This is a genomic window from Nocardioides soli (assembly GCF_014191495.1).
Lineage (GTDB): Bacteria > Actinomycetota > Actinomycetes > Propionibacteriales > Nocardioidaceae > Nocardioides > Nocardioides soli.
Genome location: NZ_JACHWR010000001.1, coordinates 1,614,643 through 1,632,837, shown reverse-complemented (window position 1 = coordinate 1,632,837; position 18,195 = coordinate 1,614,643). Strand labels below are relative to the sequence as shown.

The following is an 18,195-nucleotide window of genomic DNA, read 5'->3' as shown; positions in this document are numbered from 1 at the left end:
TAGACCCCGCCCGCGCGGACCTCAGCCGTTCTCGGGGCCGTCGGGGCCGTCGGGGCCGTCGGGGGCGGCGGGGGCGGCGGGGTGGGTCGCGAGGCCGCTGAGGATCAGCTCGCCGATCGCGGCGGCCAGGCGCGTGGCCTCCTCGACCGGCCTCTCGCACGGCCCCTCGACGGCGACGCTGAGGCCGGCGATGGTGATGGCGCCGAAGACGCTCATGGCGACGGTGGCCGGATCGGCGACCCGGCGCAGGGACCCGTCGGCCACCCCCTCGGCGAGCAGCCGCTCGATCGGCTCGTAGAAGGTGCTGTGGATCGCGACCGCGAGCTCGGGCAGCCGGGTCGCGCGGCCCAGGTCGCCCACCAGGGCGCGGCACAGGAACGGGTGCTCGAGCATCACGCCGAGCTGCGCCACGATCGCGGCCTCGAGCCGGGTCCGGGCGTCCTCGGGTCCGCTCACGGCCACCCCGACGGCGCCGGCGATCAGGTCGAGCAGGTCGCCCAGGAGGAACTCCAGGACGCCGTTCTTGCCGTCCAGGTGGTAGTAGATCGTCGCCTTGGGGATGCCCGTGACCTCGGCGATGTCATCGATCTTGGTGCCGTCCAGGCCCCGTTCGGCGATCAGCTCGGCCGCGTCGTACAGCTGGCTGGCCAGTTTGGCCGGAAGCTTCCGCATGGCCACATCGTATGTTGTACTGCTAGTACAAACGAGCACTCCAAATGCTCGGTACGACCTCCGGCCCGAAGGGAGCCGCCGATGTCCGACCACGAGCTGAGGTACGACCCGTTCGATCCGGAGGTGATCGCGGACCCGTACGCCACCTACCGCGAGCTTCGCGATCGTGCGCCCCTGTACTGGTCCCCGGCGGCGGGCTGCTGGGTACTCAGTCGCTACCACGACGTGGCCGCGGTGCTCACCGACCCGATCACGTACTCCTCCGCGTCGGGCATCTTCCCGACCCCGGCCGACGTGGACATGACCGCGATACTCCTGCCCATGCTGGTGATGAGCGACCCGCCCCGGCACACCCAGCTGCGGCAGATCGTCAGCCGGGCCTTCACGCCGCGTCGCATCGCGGCGCTCGAGACGACGATCGAGGGCATCGCCGCCGACCTTCTCTTCCAGGTCCCCCTGGAGGATGACTGGGACTTCGTCTCGGCGTTCTCCGGGCCGCTCCCGGCGATCGTCATCGCCGACCTGCTCGGCGTCCCGCGGGAGGACCGGGACCGGTTCCGAGCCTGGTCCACCACCTTCGTCCAGTCCAATCCCAGTCGAGGCCAGCTGGGCGTGGAGGTGGCCACCGCGCTCTACGACTACTTCGCCTCCTTCCTCGCCGAACGCCGGGCCTACCCGGAGGACGACCTCATGACGGCGCTCGTCCAGGCGGAGGTCGAGGGCCAGTACCTGAGCGAGGAGGAGCTCCTCGGCTTCTGCCTGCTGCTGCTCGTGGCCGGGCACGAGACGACCACCAACCTGCTCTCCAACGGCGTCGTGCTGCTCGCCGCACACCCCGAGAGCCGCGAGCGGCTCGCGGACGACCCGGGCCTCGTGCCGGGCGCGGTCGAGGAGCTGCTCCGCTACGACTCGCCGGTCCAGGGCCTCTCGCGCACGGTGACCAGGCCGGTCGAGCTGCACGGGCAGTGGATGCGGCCCGGCGACACGGTGCTGCTGCTGTTCGGCGCGGCGAACCGCGACGAGCGGGTCTTCGCCGACGCGGAGGTCTTCGACATCGACCGTCGCCCCGAGCACATCGCGTTCGGCCGCGGCATCCACTTCTGTCTCGGGGCGGCCCTGGCCCGCCTGGAGACCCGGATCGCGCTACAGACGCTCCTCGGCGACCGGAGCTTCCGCTGGGAGGCGGACCTGGCCGGTGCCGAACGACTCAGCTCGGGACCCGTCAGGGGGTTCGCGTCACTGCCGGTTCGGTGACGCGCGAGGCGACGCTCGGGAGTCGTGCGGGGGCTGGCGTCATCCTGTCAGGGGGCGGGATGGCGCCAGTCGCGCGCTCAGCCTCGAGGCTCAGGCGGTCTCGGGGAACTTCACGCCGGTGTTGGCGTGGCACCGGTAGCCGTGGGGGTTCTTGGCGAGGTACTGCTGGTGCACGTCCTCGGCGTAGTAGTACGGCGCTCCGTCGTCGAGGGGAGCGGCGGGCCGGATCTCGGTGGTGATGTCGCCGAGGCGCCGGCGGGCGAGCTCGGCGCCGTACGCGGCGGTCAGCTCGCGGGCGATCCGCTCCTGTTCGGGTGTCGTCCAGTAGATCGCCGAGCGGTACTGGGTGCCGACGTCGTTGCCCTGGCGGTAGCCCTGGGTCGGGTCGTGGATCTCGAAGAAGGTCTTGACCAGGTCGGCGTACGAGACCGTGGCCGGGTCGAACACGATCCGCACGGCCTCGGTGTGGTTGGTGCGCCCGGTGCAGACCTCGTCGTACGTCGGGTGCGGCGTCGTGCCGCCGGCGTACCCGACCGAGGTCGACCAGACCCCGGGGATCTGCCAGTAGATCTCCTCGGCGCCCCAGAAGCAGCCGAGGCCGAAGAGCGCCACCTGGTAGCCGTCCGGGATCCCGCCGGTCTCGGGGTCGGTGACCACCGGCGCGTCCAGGACCCGGTGCCGCTCGGCGATCGGGAACGTCCGCTCGGTGCGGCCCGCGAGCGTCTGCTCGGGGGCGACCATCTCGGCCTTGCGTGTGAGGAACACAGGCACTCCTTCTCGGTCGGGGGATTCGTCCACAGTGTCCAACAATCGAGGTGGCGGGTCCGTTCCCGACCTGATTGGCTGCGTGGTACCAGATCGATACCATCGGGGTATGGCCATGACGGTACGCACTGACGAGGAGCTCGATCGGGCGCTGACCGAGCTCGCGCAGCAGGAGGGGGTCTCGAAGCAGGAGGTGATTCGGCGCGCGGTGCTGGAGCGGCGTGACCGGAGTGCTCACCGCGAGCGGGTGAGTGAGAGCGCCAAGCGGGTGATGGAGGAGTGGGGGCCGGTGCTGGACCGACTCGGCAAGGCCTAGGTCGTGGAGTACCTCGACTTGGAGGATCTGCTGTGGTTGACCAGGGAGCTCGGTGCCGGGCCGGTGCGCGACGTGGGCCTCCTGGAGTCGGCAGTGGCGCGACCGCGGACCAGCCTGTTCGGTGACGACGCGTATCCGTCGATCGAGCTCAAGGCGGCCTCGCTCCTGCACTCGATCTGCCGCAATCATGCGCTCGTCGACGGCAACAAGAGACTGGCCTGGTTCGGCACCGCGACTCTGCTCGACGTCAACGGCTACCGCGTCGACCTCACCGACGACGAGGCCTTCGATCTGGTGATGAGCGTCGCCGAAGGCTCCGCCGACGTCGAGGACATCGCTCGGGTGCTGGCTGCGGCGCTGGTCGAGCGCTGAGTAGCCTCCCAGTCATGAGTGAGCAGCAGCACCGACACAAGGCCGGCTTCGAGACACGGGCGATCCACGCGGGCTACGAGCCCGACCCGACCACCGGCGCGGTGATCCCGCCGATCTACGCGACCAGCACCTACAAGCAGGACGGCGTCGGCGGCCTGCGCGGGGGCTACGAGTACAGCCGCTCCGCCAACCCGACCCGCACCGCCCTGGAGGGCAACATCGCGGCGCTGGAGGAGGGGGAGCGCGGGTTCGCGTTCGCGTCCGGCTTGGCCGCCGAGGACACCCTGGTGCGGGCCACCTGCCGTCCCGGCGACCACGTCGTGATCCCCGACGACGCCTACGGCGGCACCTTCCGGCTCTTCGACAAGGTCGAGAAGGCCTGGGGTCTCGACCACAGCCCGGCGCCGGTCTCCGACCCCGACGCGGTCGCGCGGGCGATCCAGCCCGGCGAGACCAAGCTGGTCTGGATCGAGACGCCGACCAACCCGCTGCTCAACATCGGCGACATCGCGGCGCTCGCCGCCGTCGCCCACGACGCCGGGGCGCTGCTGGTCGTCGACAACACCTTCGCCTCGCCGTACCTCCAGCAGCCGCTCACGCTCGGCGCCGACGTCGTCGTGCACTCGACGACCAAGTACTGCGGCGGCCACTCCGACGTGGTCGGCGGCGCGCTCGTCGTGAGGGACCTCGACCTCGCCGAGCAGGTCGAGTTCCACCAGAACGCCATCGGCGCCGTCGCCGGCCCGTTCGACTCCTGGCTCACCCTGCGCGGCCTCAAGACGCTCGCGCTGCGGATGGAGCGCCACTGCGACAACGCCGAGCGGGTGGTCGACTTCCTGACCAGCCACCCGAAGGTCGGCGACGTGATCTACCCCGGACTCGAGACCCACCCCGGGCACGAGGTCGCCCAGCGGCAGATGCGGCGGTACGGCGGAATGGTGTCCTTCCGCGTCACCGGCGGCGAGCAGCACGCCCTCCAGGTCTGCGAGCGCACCGAGGTGTTCACGCTCGGGGAGTCGCTGGGCGGCGTCGAGTCGCTCATCGAGCACCCCGGCCGGATGACCCATGCCAGCGTGGCGGGCACCGAGCTCGAGGTGCCGGCCGACCTGGTGCGGCTCAGCGTCGGCATCGAGACCGCCGACGACCTGGTGGCCGACCTGGAACGCGCCCTCGGCTGACCGTCGAGAGACGCCGACCGCGGAGGGCTCGGGGATAAGTTGTCGCCGTGAGCAATGACGCTGACGGGCCCGACGACGTCCCCACCCCCGGACCGGAGGAGGGGGACCCGGGTCGGCGTCGCCTGCCGCTCATCCATCTGCGGCAGCGGCCCGACGACGATCAGCAGGAGGGCGAGGAGGGGATCGCCGCGCGCCTGGCCCACCAGTGGGCGCAGCTGCGCGACGAGCGCCGGGCCCAGCCCGTCCCCGTCACCGTGACCGGCGGCAGGTCGAACTTCAGCCGCGCGCAGGTGCCCTGGGGCCTCGACCTCACGGCCGCCTGGGCCTGGCGGTTCCTGGTCATCGCGGGCGCGGGCTACCTGCTGCTCTGGCTGGTCGCGTTCTTCGCCGTCGTGACGGTGCCGCTCGCGATCGCCCTGCTGATCACGGCACTGGCGATCCCGGTCGTCGACGGTCTCGATCGGATCGGCTTCCCGCGGGGGTTGGCGGCGCTGCTCGTGGTGATCGCGGGCATCGGCTTCGTGGTCGCGCTGCTCACGTTCGCCGGGCAGCAGGTGGCCAACGGCGCCACCGACCTCGCCGGGCAGGCGGTCAAGGGCCTCGACGAGATCAAGAGCTGGCTCAAGACCGGTCCGCTCCAGGCCAGCGACTCCCAGATCAACGAGTACATCGACCGGGCGCAGGACGGGCTGCGCGGCTACGCCCAGGGCGAGGACGTCGTCGGGCAGGTGACGGAGGTCGGCGCCGCGCTGGGCCACGTGGTCGCGGGCTTCTTCATCGTGCTGTTCTCGACGTACTTCTTCCTCGCCGACGGCGCGCGGATCTGGAGCTGGGTGGTCCGGCTCGCCCCGCGCGCGGCCCGGGAGCACACCGACGGCTCCGGCCGGGTCGCCTGGATCTCGCTGACCCAGTTCGTGCGCGCGACCGTGATCGTCGCCGCGGTCGACTCCATCGGCATCATGATCGGCGCGGCGATCCTGCAGGTGCCGTTCGTGCTGGCCATCGGCGTGCTCGTCTTCCTCGGCGCCTTCGTGCCGATGATCGGTGCCACGATCGCCGGCACGGTCGCGGTGCTGGTGGCGCTGGTCGACCAGGGCCCGATCACCGCGCTGATCATGCTCGGGGTCGTGATCGGGGTCCAGCAGCTCGAGGGCCACGTCCTGCAGCCCTTCCTGATGGGCCGCTGGGTGTCGCTGCACCCCCTTGGCGTGATCGTCGCGATCGCCTGTGGTGTGCTGGTCGCCGGGATCGCGGGCGCGCTGGTCGCCGTACCCCTGGCCGCGGCGCTCAACGCCGTGATCCAGCACCTGGCCTCCAACACCTCGGTCGGCGACGATCCGGTCGAGGAGCTGGCGGAGGACTACGAGGAGATGGGGGCGACGTCCGCGGCGCCCGGCGAGGAGACGCACGATGACTGAGGTGCCGACCGTCGGCCTGGCCGACATCCGCGCGGCCCGCGAGGTGCTGCGCGGCGTCGCGATCGAGACGCCGATGGAGGAGTCCCGCTGGCTCTCGGCGCTGGCGGGCGGCCCGGTCTCACTGAAGTGCGAGAACCTCCAGCGCACCGGCTCGTTCAAGACCCGCGGCGCCTACCTGCGCATCTCGCGGCTCTCGGCCGAGGAGCGGGCGCACGGCGTCGTCGCCGCGTCAGCCGGCAACCACGCCCAGGGCGTCGCGCTCGCCGCGCAGCTGCTGGGCATCAAGGCCACGGTCTTCATGCCCGAGGGGGCGCCGATCCCCAAGGAGAAGGCGACCCGGGGGTACGGCGCGGAGGTCGTCTTCCACGGCCGCTACCTGGAGGACGCGCTGGTCGAGGCGCAGGCCTTCGCCCAGCGCACCGGGGCGGTGCTGATCCACCCCTTCGACCACGTCGACATCGTCGCCGGCCAGGGCACCGCCGGCCTGGAGATCCTCGAGCAGACGCCGGACGTCGAGACGGTGCTGGTGCCCACCGGTGGCGGGGGACTGCTGGCCGGCATCGCGCTCGCGGTGAAGGCGCTCAGGCCCGAGGTGCGGGTCGTGGGCGTGCAGGCGGAGGGCGCCGCGGCGTACCCCGGCTCGCTGGCCCACGGCGCGCCGGTGGCGCTGGAGTCGATGAAGACGATGGCCGACGGCATCGCGGTCGGCCGGCCGGGGGACATCACGTTCGCGGCAGTGCGCGACCACGTCGACGAGATCCTCACGGTGAGCGAGGACGCGCTGGCGCGCGCCGTCCTGGCCACGCTCGAGCGGGCGAAGCTGGTCGTCGAGCCGGCCGGAGCCGCCGCCGTGGCGGCCCTGCTGGAGCACCCGACCGCGTTCGCGACGCCCGCCGTGGCGGTCCTCTCCGGCGGCAACATCGACCCGCTGCTGCTCGGCAAGGTGATCCGGCACGGCATGGCCGCCGCCGGGCGCTACCTGAACCTGCGGGTGCTCATCCCCGACGTGCCCGGCGGCCTGGCGCAGCTCCTGGGCGAGGTCAGCGCGGTCGGTGCGAACGTGCTCGAGGTCGCCCACGAGCGGATCTCGCCCACGCTCCACGTCGACGAGGTCGAGGTGCACCTCCAGCTCGAGACCCGCGGCACCCCGCACACCGAGCAGCTGCTCAGCCGCCTGCGCGAGCACGGCTACCGGGTCTACGAGTAGGCCGAGTCGGCGCAAAGTCGCCCGCTGAGGTGGGTCACTTTGCGCCGACTCGTCGTGCTAGGAGCAGGCGCCGGTCGCGGCCGCCGCCGCGTTGGCGCTGGCCGCCTGGGCCGAGGACAGGTTGCTCTGGGCGCTGGTCGCCGCGCCCTGCGCCTTCTTGGCCTTCTTCTTGGCCTTCTTCTTCGCCTCGGTGGCCTTCTTGATCTTGTTCTTGGCGGCGTGCTTCTTCTTCAGCTTCTTCAGCGTGGCGGTCGCCTTCTTCTGCTTCTTCTTGGCCTTCGTCAGCTTCGTGGCGGCCTGGGTGGCCGCGGCCTGCGCGGACGCGACCGCGCTCGCGGCGCTCGCCGCCGCGCCGTTCGCCGCGCTGCACCCGAGCGGGACCGCGCCGGAGCCGATGATGTCGATGGTGGACTCCAGGCCGGGGAAGAGCGACGGCTGAGCGGTCTTGAACTGCTGCACCTGGGACATCACGCGAGCGCTCATCGCCGGGTCGGCGATCCGGGTGAAGACGGTAGGTCGGTTGGGGCGCGCGCAGCCCTCGGCCCAGCTCACGATCCCGGCGATGCGCCAGACGCCGTTGTCGCCGGGCACGACCAGTGGCCCCCCGCTGTCGCCCTGGCACGTGCTCTTGCCACCCTCGACTGCACCAGCGCACAACATACTGAAGGCGAAGAAGCGTGAACCATAGGCGCTCGTACAGGTTGCGTCTGCATGGATCGGCATCGCGACCTCCTGCAGGGTGGGGCTGGTCTGGCCGCCTTCGGAGACGTTGCCGAATCCAGCCACCGTCGCAGTACGGCCAGCGCGCCAGAGGGCTCCTTCGGTGGGCCCGGCGATCTTGATGGGTGCATAAGCGGCTGGAATGGCGCTGCTGAAGTACAGCAGGCCGAAGTCGTTGTCGGTGGCGTTGTGGTTGTAGCCGGACGCGACGTCATAGAAGCTCGCATCAGCGGTGACGCCGCCGGCCGTCGCCTGGTCCCGGCCGAAGTAGGCGCGCGCCGCCTGAACTGCCGGCTGACCTTGACTATTGACCAGGCAGTGCGCGGCGGTGAGCACGATCCGGGGGTGGACGATGGCACCTCCGCAGAGCCCGACTCCTTCGTTGGTCTGGATCTCCAGCCGCACCTGCCAGGGGAACTTGGCGGTGCTCGAGGTGCCGCCGCCGACGATGTCCGGTCTCTTGGTGCCGCCGTCGGCGGCGCTCGTGGGGGCAGCGGCGGCCACCAGGGATCCGGCAACGGCGAGTGCCAGGATCGGTGCCAGCAGGCGGCGCAGCGGTCTCGTCAACGACAACGACATCGTCGGTGGTCCTTTCCCAGGGGCATGACGAGACCACTAGACGATGGGACGACCGCGGATGCCCCTGGTTCCGGGGCAAATGCCCTATTTGGGGCGCAACTGGTCCAGACCGAGCTCAGGCACACGAGCGTGCGCCGGAGCCCGGCCTGGGCCAGGGGTTTGGGCCGCGCGGGCTCAGTTCGTGAACGGCACCGCGTCGACGATGACGACCTGGAGCATCTTGCCGTTGGGTGCCTCGTAGGAGACGGTGTCGCCCTTGTTGGCGCCGATGATCGCGGTGCCGAGCGGGGACTGCGGCGAGTAGACCTTGAGCCCGTCCGAGACGTCCTCCATCTCGCGGGCGCCGAGCAGGAACGTCTCGGTCTCGTCGTCGTCATCGCCGACGAACTTGTAGGTGACCTTCATGCCGGGCTCGACGACGCCGTCGTCGGGCGGGGTCTCGCCGACCTCGGCGCGGCGCAGCATGTCCTCGAGCTGACGGATCCGACCCTCGAGCTTGCCCTGCTCCTCGCGGGCGGCGTGGTAACCGCCGTTCTCCTTGAGGTCGCCCTCGTCGCGGGCAGCACTGATGCGGGCGATGACCTCCTGGCGCCGGGGGCCCTTGAGGTCCTCCAGCTCCTGCTTGAGCTTGTCGAAGGCGTCCTGGGTCAGCCAGACCTTGCCCTGCTCTGCTGCCTGCGTCATCGGGTAACTCCTGCTTACATCGAGGTACGGCGGAAATCGGTTCCGCCGGTGGTGGTGTCCCGCCCTGAGTGCCGTCGAACGGCGCCGCACTGATCTGATCGTGTGCGATTTGCGCTCGGGCCGCTCGTCGACGGCCCTGCGGGAGCGTCAGAACGACAAGTCTAACAACCGGCCGCGGGGAACGCAGGTCGAAACCGACGGTCCCCGGTCGGGGTGACGACCGGTCAGCGCGGTCGCCGCTGCTCCGCCGTCGTGCAGCCGAGCAGCTCGACCGAGGTCGCGCGTCGCTCCGTGCGGACGTCCTGCTCGTTGCGCCCGTGCTGGGGGGTGAACACCAGCTCCCCGACCACGTTGTGGTCCTCGGCGAACGCGCGCAGCGTGCACGAGGCCTCGACGTCGTCGTCGGAGAGCCGCACCTCGATGGTCGCGACCGCGTGGTGCTCGTTGACCACGCGGTAGCCCACGAGATCCGAGCGCGCCTCCGGCGTGGACTGGTCCCAGATGGCCCAGCCGAGCCAGCCCGCGAACGCCGCGACGACGACCACGCAGACGCCGATCAGCGCCTGGCGGCGCCGGGGCGACGGCGCGCCGTAGCGTTCGGCGAGATCGGTCGTCTGGCTCACCCCCAGATCGTCCCATCCTGGGGGTGACGCTCCGGCACCGGCCCGCTGCGCGACGACCGGTGCCGGAGGGGCACCCCCTACCATTGCCCGGTGAGCCAGCACCCCTCCGCGCCCGCCAGCCGACCCCGCGAGGGGTATCGGCTCATGCACGTTCACGCCCACCCCGACGACGAGTCGAGCAAGGGCGCGGCCAGCACGGCCATGTACGTCGCGCAGGGCGTCGACGTGCACGTGGCCACCTGCACCGGCGGCGAGCGCGGGTCGATCCTCAACCCGAAGATGGACCGGCCCGACATCCTCGAGAACATCACCGAGATCCGGCGCCAGGAGATGGAGCGGGCCCGCGACATCCTCGGGATCCGCCAGGACTGGCTGGGTTTCGTCGACTCCGGTTGGCCCGACGGCGACCCCAAGCCGCCGCTGCCCGAGGGCTGCTTCGGGCTGGTGCCGCTCGAGGAGGCGACCGCGCCGCTGGTGAGGCTGATCCGCGAGTTCCGCCCGCACGTGATGACGACGTACGACGAGCGCGGCGGCTACCCGCACCCCGACCACATCAAGTGCCACCAGATCAGCGTCGAGGCGTTCGCCGCGGCCGCCGATCCGGAGCGCTACCCCGAACTCGGCGAGCCCTGGCAGGTGCTCAAGCTCTACTACCACCACTCCTTCAACCGGCCGCGGATGCTGGCGATCGACGAGGCGATGCGTGCCCACGGCCTCGAGTCGCCCTACGCCGAGCGCCTCCAGGAGTGGAAGCCCGAGCCCGAGTGGGACGCGCGGATCACCACGCGGGTGCCCTGCTCCGACTACTTCGGGGTGCGTGACCAGGCGCTGCTCGCGCACGCGACGCAGATCGACCCCGACGGCTTCTGGTTCGCGATCCCGCGCGAGCTCCAGGTCGAGGTCTGGCCGACCGAGGACTTCGAGCTGGTGGAGAGCCGGGTCACCACTCGGACCCCCGAGGACGACCTCTTCGCCGGCATCGATACCCCCTCCTGAGAGACTGGACCCATGCAGGTGCTGACCGCCGTCCCGCAGGTGCTCTCGTACGTCGTGGCTCTGGTCGACGAGGTGCCGGAGGCCAAGGACGTCAAGGCCGGGTGGCTGGCCTTCGCCATCTTCATCGGGCTGATCCTCGCGGTCGCCTTCCTGGGCTTCAGCCTGGTCAAGCAGCTGCGCAAGGCCGAGGCCGCCGAGGAGGCCGGACTCTACGACCCGTCGGACAAGAAGCCGACCCCGATGCCGACGGTGGAGCCCGACCGCAAGGACGACACCGCCCAGAACGGCGCCTGACCTGCGCGAAAACCACCCGTCCGGGTGAGGGGTGCGGTGTTTGGTGGGCCCGTCCTTGCGGGCATCACCTCTTCATGAGCGCTCCACTGCAGGGCTCGCGTCGGGCGCCCGACCGTACGGCGCGATCGAACCAGACCAATCAGTTGCTCGGGCAGGCACAGACCGCCGACCGCGCCGAACGGCAGCGGCTCCTCGACGAGGTGGTCGTCGCGAACGTCGAGGTCGCGCGCTCGATCGCGCGGCGCTACCGCAACCGCGGCATCCCCCTCGAAGACCTTGAGCAGGTCGCGTGTCTCGCGCTGGTGCGCGCCGCGAACCGCTTCGAACCCGACAAGGCCGAGGACTTCCTGACCTACGCCGTGCCGACGATCTCGGGTGAGGTCAAGCGCTACTTCCGCGACCACGGCTGGGCGGTGCGGCCACCGCGCCGGGTCCAGGAGGTGCAGGCGCTGCTGGCCCAGGACGCGAAGCGCAGCGGCGGGGTGCGCGAGACCCCGGAGCAGATCGCCGACCGCCTCGGCATCTCCGTCGAGGACGTCACCCGGGCGGAGGAGGCGCAGGGCTGCTTCGCGCCGGTGTCCCTCGACGCCCCGGTCGGCCAGGCCGACCATGCCGAGGCCCGGGGCGAGCTCCTCGTCGACGAGGACCAGTTCAACGAGTGGGACGCCGCCGAGGCCCGGACCATCCTGCGGACCCTGACCAAGGACCTGAAGCCGCGGGACCGGCTGATCCTCTACCTGCGCTTCGTGGAGGACCGCACGCAGGCCGAGATCGGCGCCGAGCTCGGCGTCACGCAGATGCAGGTCTCGCGGCTGCTCTCCCGCATCCTCTCCGAGATGCGCGAGCGCCTGGGCGGAGCCGCGTCGACGGGTGTCGCCTGAGGTTCCGGTGCGAAGCGGGATAGGTGACCCGAACCCTGGGTAAGGTGCGGTCGTGGGTGGGCACGTGGCGGTGGCGCGACAGCGTTTCGACCCTGTTCCCGAGTGTGCGGGCGCCGCGCGGCGGCTGGTCCGTGAGCTGCTGCTCCGCACCGACTCCGACGACCTCGTCGACGCCGCCGAGCTGGTGGTCAGCGAGCTCGTCACCAACGCGCTGCTGCACACCGCCACCGTCATCGAGGTCTCGGCGGACGTCGACGAGACCGGCCTGCTGATCGAGGTCGCCGACGGGTCCTCGACGATGCCGGCCGAGCGCGACTTCGCCTCGCTCTCCGGCACCGGACGTGGGCTCGGTCTCGTGCACGAGCTCACGGCGACGTGGGGCGTGCGCCCGGTGCCGGACGGCAAGGTCGTGTGGGCCCGCGTCACCGCCGATCCGGTGCCGCCGGCACCCGCCCGGGCCCCCGACCCGCCCGGGCCGGAGGCGGACCGCGAGGTCGATGGGTCCGTGGCGGTGGAGCTGCGCAACCTGCCGCTCCTGATGCACCTGGCCTGGCACGAGCATGCCGAGACGCTGCTGCGGGACTACCTGCTCAGCCGACTCGAGGACGACGAGGCGGCGGCGCTCGCCGAGCACGCGGTCGTCAGTGCCGCGCTGGCGCTGCTGCACGAGCAGGTGCCGGCGCCGGTGCTCCCGGGCGGGGTGGACACGCTCGACGACGTCGCGGGGCTGCTCACCTCGGTGGCCGAGCCGGCGGCGACCCTCGCCGAGGGCCTGCTCCGCCTCCCCTCCGGCGCCGCGGCGAGCTTCGCGATCATGGACCAGGTGCTGGACGCGGCGGTCGCGATGGCCGAGACCGACCGGCTGCTGGCCGCCCCGATGCAGCCGGAGCTGCGCGCGCTGCGTCGCTGGCTGTGCGGGCAGGTCGAGTCCCAGACCGCCGGCGCCGCACCGGTTCCCTGGTCCTCGCCCGCGTCGCTGCCCGCCCCGGGCTCGGGCGTCGACACCGCCGACTGGGACCACGCGCCGATCGACCGGGCCGTCCGCGCGGTCGTCGCGGTCGACGACACCGACCGGGTGATCGCCGTCAGCGACGCGGCGCTGGGACTGCTCGGGTACGCCGGCCCCGACGACCTGGTCGGCCGGCGACTGCTGGCGCTGATCCCGGTCCGCTTCCACCAGGGCCACCTGGCCGGGTTCACCCGCTACCTGACCCACGGACGCGACCCGCTCATCGGCACCCCGGTCGTGGTGCCGTTCGTGCGCGCCGACGGCACCGAGATCACCCTCGAGATGCTCGTCGAGGTGCTCTCGGTCGCCGACGGCCGCCGGGTGTTCGTCGCGACCCTGCGCGACCCCTCCTGACCGGGGGTACGTCGGTCAGGAGGGACCGGGCTCAGCTGGGAACCACGCTCAGCGGCGGGTGAACCTCAGCCGCCAGTCGACGGGTCCGCGCTCGACGTACTCGACGGCGAACGCTCCGGGCGCCTCGTCCTCCACCTGCCGCAGCAGCGGCACCGGGTCGTGCGAGGCCACGAGCACCATGCCGGCGCCCGGCTGCAGGGAGCCGAGGGCGCCCTTGATCGATGCGTGCCGGATCGCGTGCGGGATCACCCGCGCGTCCAGCTCCGGCAGGTCGGTGGAGTGCTCGCCGCAGCCGCACCCGCCCGTGGCCTCGGTCAGCCCGAGGTCCTCTCCCAGCGTCATGTCGACTCCCGTCGTCTCGAAGGTCACAGCCGGTCGAGGTGACCGGTCGCGGACATTTTGGCACAATGAACTCCGTGGAAAATAATCCGGTCGCGAGACGTGGCCCACGTCCCGCGCGGACGCCGAGCGGACGGCGGCTGTCGCCGACCCGGACCGCGCTCCTCGAGACCCTCCAGGCCCAGCCCGAGCCGACCAGCCTCCCGGCCCTGGTCGCGGTGACCGGGCTGCACGCCAACACCGTGCGCGAGCATCTCGACGGGCTGCTGCGCAGCGGGCTGGTCAGCCGTCGGAGCGCCCCGCCCTCCGGCCGGGGCCGCCCCGGCTGGCTCTACCAGGCCACGCCGCACAGCGAGGACGACCCACGTCCCGAGTACGCCGGCCTGGCGGCCGCCCTCGCGGCGGTGATCGTGCGCACCAGCACGACGCCGGCCGAGGAGGCCCGCCGGGCCGGCGTCGACTGGGGCAGGCGGCTGGCGCACGACGCCGGCGCACCCGAGCAGGAGGGCGAGGAGGCGGCCCGGCGTACCGTCGCGGGGATCTTCGACGACATGGGCTTCGCACCGGAGGCCGACCGCGACGCGACGGAGCTGAGGCTGACGCGCTGCCCGCTGCTGGAGGCAGCGCACCAGCATCCCGAGGTGGTCTGCTCGGTCCACCTCGGCATCACCGAGGGGGCGCTGGAGACCTACGGCGCCGCCACCGACGGCGTCGAGCTGCTCCCGTTCGCGGAGCCGGGCGCCTGCGTGCTGCGGCTCGGGGCCCGACGATGACCGCCCTGGCGGCGCCGGCCGGGTCGCGGACCGGGCTCCGGCCGACCCCCTGGCGGCTGGTCCTGCTCGTGCCGGCCGGGCTGTCGTTGCTCGCGGGCCTGGATGCCGCGCTGCTGCTGCTCGACCTCCCGGCCCCGGTGACCGCCGACCGGCTCCCCGACGTGCACGGCATGCTGTTGGTCCTGGGCTTCGTGGGCACCCTGATCGCCCTGGAGCGGGCGGTCGCGCTGGGGTCGCGCTGGGGGATCGCCGCCCCGGCCCTGCTCGGCGCGGGCGCCGTCCTCACCCTGACCGCCGCGCCGCTGCGGGTCGGTCAGCTGCTGCTGCTCGCGGGGGCGGTCGCGCTGGTCGCGGTCTACGTGCCGCTGTGGCGACGGCAGGCCGACGAGGCCGTGCTCGTGCAGGCGCTCGGCGCCGCGCTCGCGGTCGGCGCCGCGGCGCTGTGGGCCGGCGGCGTCGACATGCCGGTGCTGCTGCCGTGGCTGGTCGGGTTCGCGGTGCTCACCATCGCCGGGGAGCGCCTCGAGCTCGCCCGGCTCGCGATGGGGCCGAACGCCGGCGTCGTGCTGGTGCTGCTGGCGGCCGGCCTGGCCGCGGGTGTCGTCGCCGCGCTGCTGCTGCCGCGCACCGGGCCGATCGCCCTGGGCGCGGCGCTGGCCGGGCTCGTCGTGTGGCTCGCGAGCCACGACGTCGCCCGTCGTACCGTCCGGTCGGACGGGCTGACCCGCTACATGGCGGTCTGCATGCTGGCCGGCTACGCGTGGGCGGCCGTCGCGGCGGCCGTGTGGCTGACGTCCGGCAGCGTCGTCGACGGAGCCGGCTACGACACGGTGGTGCACGCGATCTTCCTGGGCTTCACGATCTCGATGGTGATGGCGCACGCGCCGGTGATCCTGCCGGTGGTGGTCGGCCGTCCCCTGGCCTACCACCCGGTGCTCTACGGGCCGGTGGCGCTGCTGCACGCCTCACTGGTCGTACGGATCTGGCTCGGCGACGGGCTCGGCGCGCCGTACGCCTGGCGGGCCGGGGCCGTCCTCAACATCGTGGCGCTGCTCGGCTTCGTGGTCGTCGCCGCCTCGCGGGTGCTCGGAGCCCGGCGATGAGCCGCGGGTTCTCGCCCTGGCGTGACCTGCCCGCGCTGCTCTGGCTGCTGGCGATCCCGGTCGTGGCGTTCGCCCACCCGGTGATTCCCGAGCCGCGGTGGTTGCTGCTGCACCTGCTGCTGCTCGGCGCGGTCACCCACTCGATCGTCGTGTGGAGCCAGCACTTCACCGACACGCTGCTGCACGTGCCCTCGGCGCGGCAGTCGCGGCTGCTGGTGCTGCTCAACCTCGGCGCGCTCGCCGTCATGGTCGGCACCCAGGCCGCGCACTGGCCGATCACGCTGGTGGGCGCGAGCGCGGTCGCCGGTGCGGTCGTCTGGCACGCCGGGCGCCTCGTCCGGCAGCTGCGGCGGGCGCTGCCGGCCCGGTTCGCGGGCGTCGTCCGCTACTACGTCGCGGCCGCCGCGCTGCTGCCCGTCGGGGCGACCCTCGGCGTGCTGCTCGCCCGCGGGCTCGCGGACCCGTGGCACGGCAGGGTCCTGCTCGCGCACGTCGCGGTGAATCTGCTCGGGTGGGTCGGCCTCACCGTCACCGGCACCGTCGTCACGCTCTGGCCGACGATGCTGCGCACCCGGCTCGGCACCGGCTCGGACGCCGCGCTGCGCCGGGCGCTCCCGGTGCTGCTCGTCGGCGTCGCTGTCGTCGTCGTGGGCTGCCTCCTGGGGCGGTGGCAGCTCGCCGCCGTGGGCCTGGCGGGGTACGTCGCGGGCGCGGTGCTCGTCGGCCTGCCGCTGCTCGAAGCCGCTCGCCGCAAGCCACCGGCGAGTCATCCCACGTGGTCGCTCGGCGCCGGCCTGCTCTGGCTGCTCGGCTGTCTGGTCGCGTGGACGGCGATCCTCGCGCTCGGCGGCGACGCCGACCTGGTGCACGAGCGCTTCACGGCGCTGGTGCCGTACCTCGCGGCCGGCTTCGTCGCGCAGGTGCTGCTCGGCGCGCTCGGCCACCTGGTGCCGATGGCGCTCGGTGGCGGCGGCCAGGCGGTGCGCGCCGCGGGGGCCGTCCTGGACCGCGGCGGCGCGTTCCGGATCGCCGCGGTGAACCTCGGCCTCGTCGTCTGCCTGCTCCCCGCCCCGAGCGCGGTCCGGGTGGCCTGCTCGCTCGTGGTGCTGCTCGCTCTCGCCGCCGAGCTGCCGCTGCTGGTGCTGGCGATCCGGGCCTCGCACCGGGCCCGCCGCGACGGCGACGGGCCGCCGGTGCCGGAGCCGGCGGAGGCCCCGATGCGGCGGCGCCGGGCGCTGGGCTCCGCGGTGGCCGGCACGGCGGTGGTGGTGCTCGCGGTCGCCGCCGGTGTCGCCGTCGACCCGGTCGCGCTCAGCACCGGCCGGGTCGCTTCCGCGGCCAACGGCGTCGTCCCCACCGGGCACACGACGACCGTGCGCGTCGAGGCGGCCGACATGCGCTTCACGCCCGACGAGATCGAGGTGCCCGCGGGGGATCGGCTGGTGATCGAGGTCGTGAACACCGACACCGACGTGCACGACCTCGTCCTCGAGACCGGGGCCGACTCCGGCCGGCTCGCGGGCGGGGAGACCGCGCGGGTCGACGTCGGCGTCGTCGGCCGGGACCTCGACGGCTGGTGTTCGGTGGTCGGCCACCGGCAGATGGGGATGACCCTGACCGTGCGGGTCACGGGTGCCGCGGCCGACCGGGCCGGCTCGTCCGGCGACGACATGTCCGGGCACGACATGTCCGGGCACGACATGTCCGGGCACGACATGTCCGGGCATGACATGTCCGGCGACCAGGGCGACGACGCGGCGTACGACCCGATGGCGGAGCCGGAGCCGGGCTTCCGGGCCCGCGATCCCGAGCTGCCGCCGCTGCACGGCACGAGACCGCAGACCCACCGGCTGACCCTCACGGTCAGCGAGGTCGAGCGGGAGGTGGCGCCCGGGGTCACCCAACGGCTGTGGACCTACGACGGCAGCGCGCCCGGCCCGGTGCTCCACGGACGGGTCGGCGACCGCTTCGTCGTGACGCTGGTCAACGACGGGACCATCGGCCACTCCATCGACTTCCACGCCGGCGCCCTCGCGCCGGACCGGCCGATGCGCACGATCGCGCCGGGGGAGTCGCTGACCTACCGGTTCACCGCCGAGCGGGCCGGCATCTGGATGTACCACTGCTCGACGATGCCGATGTCGGTGCACATCGCCAACGGCATGTACGGCGCCGTGGTGATCGAGCCGCGCGACCTGGGGCCGGTCGACCGCAGCTTCCTGCTCGTGCAGGGCGAGAACTACTACGGGCCGCAGGGTGGCACCGTCGACGCCGACAAGGTGCTGGCCGAGGAGCCGGACGCCGTCGTGTTCAACGGGTACGCCAACCAGTACGACCACGACCCGCTGCGGGTCGCGGCCGGCGACCGGGTGCGGATCTGGGTCCTGGACGCCGGGCCGAACCGCGCGACGTCGTTCCACGTCGTCGGAGGCCAGTTCTCGACCACCTGGGCCGAGGGCGCCTACCTGCTGCGCGACGGCGGACCGACCGGCGTCGGTGGCGCGCAGGCGCTGGCGCTGGCCCCGGCCCAGGGCGGGTTCGTCGAGCTCGAGCTCCCCGAGCCCGGCCACTACCCGTTCGTCTCCCACGTGATGGTCGACGCCGAGCGCGGCGCGCACGGGATCATCGAGGTGACCGGGGAGCGGTAGCCGGTCGAGT

Annotated in this window: 19 protein-coding genes; 13 read left to right on the top strand and 6 right to left on the bottom strand. The window is 72.5% G+C overall.

Annotated features, from left to right (window positions below; translation table 11 throughout):
- Positions 1-21: 21 nt before the first annotated feature.
- Entirely contained in the window at positions 22-672 is a 651-nt protein-coding gene (locus FHU40_RS08150) for a TetR/AcrR family transcriptional regulator (protein ID WP_183591714.1), read from the bottom strand.
- 81 nt (positions 673-753) lie between these two features.
- Between FHU40_RS08150 and FHU40_RS08145 the strand changes: the two genes are divergently transcribed.
- Positions 754-1,926, top strand: coding sequence for a cytochrome P450 (locus FHU40_RS08145; protein ID WP_183591713.1), 1,173 nt, complete (start codon positions 754-756; stop codon positions 1,924-1,926).
- Positions 1,927-2,016: 90 nt separating this feature from the next.
- Here the strand turns inward: FHU40_RS08145 and msrA are convergent, their stop codons facing one another.
- The gene (gene msrA / locus FHU40_RS08140; RefSeq protein WP_183591712.1) at positions 2,017-2,691 is read right to left on the bottom strand and encodes a peptide-methionine (S)-S-oxide reductase MsrA; all 675 of its coding nucleotides are present in this window, start codon (positions 2,689-2,691) and stop codon (positions 2,017-2,019) included.
- Positions 2,692-2,800: 109 nt separating this feature from the next.
- On the opposite strand from msrA, the gene FHU40_RS08135 reads away from it, so the two are divergent.
- Genes FHU40_RS08135 through ilvA form a run of 5 tightly spaced genes read left to right on the top strand, consistent with a single transcriptional unit; the run spans position 2,801 to position 7,182 of the window.
- Positions 2,801-3,007 (top strand): ribbon-helix-helix domain-containing protein, encoded by a 207-nt coding sequence (locus FHU40_RS08135; RefSeq protein WP_183591711.1) that lies wholly within the window; start codon positions 2,801-2,803, stop codon positions 3,005-3,007.
- Between the two features lie 3 nt (positions 3,008-3,010).
- On the top strand, positions 3,011-3,379 hold the full coding sequence (locus FHU40_RS08130; RefSeq protein WP_183591710.1) for a type II toxin-antitoxin system death-on-curing family toxin: 369 nt from the start codon (positions 3,011-3,013) through the stop codon (positions 3,377-3,379).
- 14 nt (positions 3,380-3,393) lie between these two features.
- The gene (locus tag FHU40_RS08125; protein WP_183591709.1) at positions 3,394-4,557 is read left to right on the top strand and encodes a cystathionine gamma-synthase; all 1,164 of its coding nucleotides are present in this window, start codon (positions 3,394-3,396) and stop codon (positions 4,555-4,557) included.
- Between the two features lie 47 nt (positions 4,558-4,604).
- The gene (locus FHU40_RS08120; protein WP_183591708.1) at positions 4,605-5,975 is read left to right on the top strand and encodes an AI-2E family transporter; all 1,371 of its coding nucleotides are present in this window, start codon (positions 4,605-4,607) and stop codon (positions 5,973-5,975) included.
- Entirely contained in the window at positions 5,968-7,182 is a 1,215-nt protein-coding gene (ilvA, locus tag FHU40_RS08115; protein ID WP_183591707.1) for a threonine ammonia-lyase, read from the top strand. The genes FHU40_RS08120 and ilvA overlap by 8 nt, the downstream gene beginning before the upstream one ends.
- A gap of 57 nt (positions 7,183-7,239) precedes the next feature.
- On the opposite strand, the gene FHU40_RS08110 is transcribed toward ilvA, so the two are convergent.
- The 3 genes from FHU40_RS08110 to FHU40_RS08100 all read right to left on the bottom strand — a co-directional run bounded on the left by FHU40_RS08110 (position 7,240) and on the right by FHU40_RS08100 (position 9,788).
- Positions 7,240-8,481, bottom strand: a complete 1,242-nt coding sequence (locus FHU40_RS08110; RefSeq protein ID WP_183591706.1) for a serine protease — start codon at positions 8,479-8,481, stop codon at positions 7,240-7,242.
- A gap of 174 nt (positions 8,482-8,655) precedes the next feature.
- On the bottom strand, positions 8,656-9,165 hold the full coding sequence (gene greA / locus FHU40_RS08105) for a transcription elongation factor GreA (RefSeq protein WP_183591705.1): 510 nt from the start codon (positions 9,163-9,165) through the stop codon (positions 8,656-8,658).
- 224 nt (positions 9,166-9,389) lie between these two features.
- On the bottom strand, positions 9,390-9,788 hold the full coding sequence (locus FHU40_RS08100; RefSeq protein WP_183591704.1) for a DUF4307 domain-containing protein: 399 nt from the start codon (positions 9,786-9,788) through the stop codon (positions 9,390-9,392).
- A 144-nt stretch (positions 9,789-9,932) separates the two neighbouring features.
- Between FHU40_RS08100 and mca the strand changes: the two genes are divergently transcribed.
- The 4 genes from mca (at position 9,933) to FHU40_RS29385 (ending at position 13,322) form a co-directional block, all read left to right on the top strand.
- Positions 9,933-10,784 carry a mycothiol conjugate amidase Mca gene (gene mca / locus FHU40_RS08095; RefSeq protein ID WP_183592246.1) on the top strand — a complete coding sequence of 284 codons (852 nt, stop codon included), beginning with the start codon at positions 9,933-9,935 and terminating at the stop codon, positions 10,782-10,784.
- Positions 10,785-10,796: 12 nt separating this feature from the next.
- The gene (locus FHU40_RS08090) at positions 10,797-11,078 is read left to right on the top strand and encodes a hypothetical protein (protein WP_183591703.1); all 282 of its coding nucleotides are present in this window, start codon (positions 10,797-10,799) and stop codon (positions 11,076-11,078) included.
- Between the two features lie 74 nt (positions 11,079-11,152).
- On the top strand, positions 11,153-11,959 hold the full coding sequence (locus FHU40_RS08085) for a sigma-70 family RNA polymerase sigma factor (protein WP_183591702.1): 807 nt from the start codon (positions 11,153-11,155) through the stop codon (positions 11,957-11,959).
- A gap of 52 nt (positions 11,960-12,011) precedes the next feature.
- On the top strand, positions 12,012-13,322 hold the full coding sequence (locus tag FHU40_RS29385) for a PAS domain S-box protein (RefSeq protein WP_183591701.1): 1,311 nt from the start codon (positions 12,012-12,014) through the stop codon (positions 13,320-13,322).
- Between the two features lie 48 nt (positions 13,323-13,370).
- Here the strand turns inward: FHU40_RS29385 and FHU40_RS08075 are convergent, their stop codons facing one another.
- Complete coding sequence (locus FHU40_RS08075; protein ID WP_183591700.1) at positions 13,371-13,664, bottom strand: DUF2249 domain-containing protein; 294 nt, start codon at positions 13,662-13,664, stop codon at positions 13,371-13,373.
- A 65-nt stretch (positions 13,665-13,729) separates the two neighbouring features.
- Between FHU40_RS08075 and FHU40_RS08070 the strand changes: the two genes are divergently transcribed.
- From FHU40_RS08070 to FHU40_RS08060, 3 genes are read left to right on the top strand one after another with little or no spacing between them, the layout of a single operon-like run.
- Complete coding sequence (locus FHU40_RS08070) at positions 13,730-14,434, top strand: helix-turn-helix transcriptional regulator (protein ID WP_183591699.1); 705 nt, start codon at positions 13,730-13,732, stop codon at positions 14,432-14,434.
- Positions 14,431-15,537 carry a hypothetical protein gene (locus tag FHU40_RS08065; RefSeq protein ID WP_183591698.1) on the top strand — a complete coding sequence of 369 codons (1,107 nt, stop codon included), beginning with the start codon at positions 14,431-14,433 and terminating at the stop codon, positions 15,535-15,537. Before FHU40_RS08070 ends, FHU40_RS08065 begins: the two co-directional genes overlap by 4 nt.
- Positions 15,534-18,185 (top strand): multicopper oxidase domain-containing protein, encoded by a 2,652-nt coding sequence (locus FHU40_RS08060; protein WP_183591697.1) that lies wholly within the window; start codon positions 15,534-15,536, stop codon positions 18,183-18,185. The genes FHU40_RS08065 and FHU40_RS08060 overlap by 4 nt, the downstream gene beginning before the upstream one ends.
- Positions 18,186-18,195: the final 10 nt, after the last annotated feature.

Bases quoted from the DNA above. Each gene is read 5' to 3' on its own strand.
- FHU40_RS08150 (WP_183591714.1), bottom strand. From the start codon at position 672: ATGCGGAAGCTTCCGGCCAAACTGGCCAGCCAGCTGTACGACGCGGCC.
- FHU40_RS08145 (WP_183591713.1), top strand. From the start codon at position 754: ATGTCCGACCACGAGCTGAGGTACGACCCGTTCGATCCGGAGGTGATC.
- FHU40_RS08135 (WP_183591711.1), top strand. From the start codon at position 2,801: ATGGCCATGACGGTACGCACTGACGAGGAGCTCGATCGGGCGCTGACC.
- FHU40_RS08125 (WP_183591709.1), top strand. From the start codon at position 3,394: ATGAGTGAGCAGCAGCACCGACACAAGGCCGGCTTCGAGACACGGGCG.
- ilvA (WP_183591707.1), top strand. From the start codon at position 5,968: ATGACTGAGGTGCCGACCGTCGGCCTGGCCGACATCCGCGCGGCCCGC.
- FHU40_RS08110 (WP_183591706.1), bottom strand. From the start codon at position 8,481: ATGTCGTTGTCGTTGACGAGACCGCTGCGCCGCCTGCTGGCACCGATC.
- greA (WP_183591705.1), bottom strand. From the start codon at position 9,165: ATGACGCAGGCAGCAGAGCAGGGCAAGGTCTGGCTGACCCAGGACGCC.
- mca (WP_183592246.1), top strand. From the start codon at position 9,933: ATGCACGTTCACGCCCACCCCGACGACGAGTCGAGCAAGGGCGCGGCC.
- FHU40_RS08090 (WP_183591703.1), top strand. From the start codon at position 10,797: ATGCAGGTGCTGACCGCCGTCCCGCAGGTGCTCTCGTACGTCGTGGCT.
- FHU40_RS08085 (WP_183591702.1), top strand. From the start codon at position 11,153: ATGAGCGCTCCACTGCAGGGCTCGCGTCGGGCGCCCGACCGTACGGCG.
- FHU40_RS08075 (WP_183591700.1), bottom strand. From the start codon at position 13,664: ATGACGCTGGGAGAGGACCTCGGGCTGACCGAGGCCACGGGCGGGTGC.
- FHU40_RS08070 (WP_183591699.1), top strand. From the start codon at position 13,730: ATGAACTCCGTGGAAAATAATCCGGTCGCGAGACGTGGCCCACGTCCC.
- FHU40_RS08065 (WP_183591698.1), top strand. From the start codon at position 14,431: ATGACCGCCCTGGCGGCGCCGGCCGGGTCGCGGACCGGGCTCCGGCCG.
- FHU40_RS08060 (WP_183591697.1), top strand. From the start codon at position 15,534: ATGAGCCGCGGGTTCTCGCCCTGGCGTGACCTGCCCGCGCTGCTCTGG.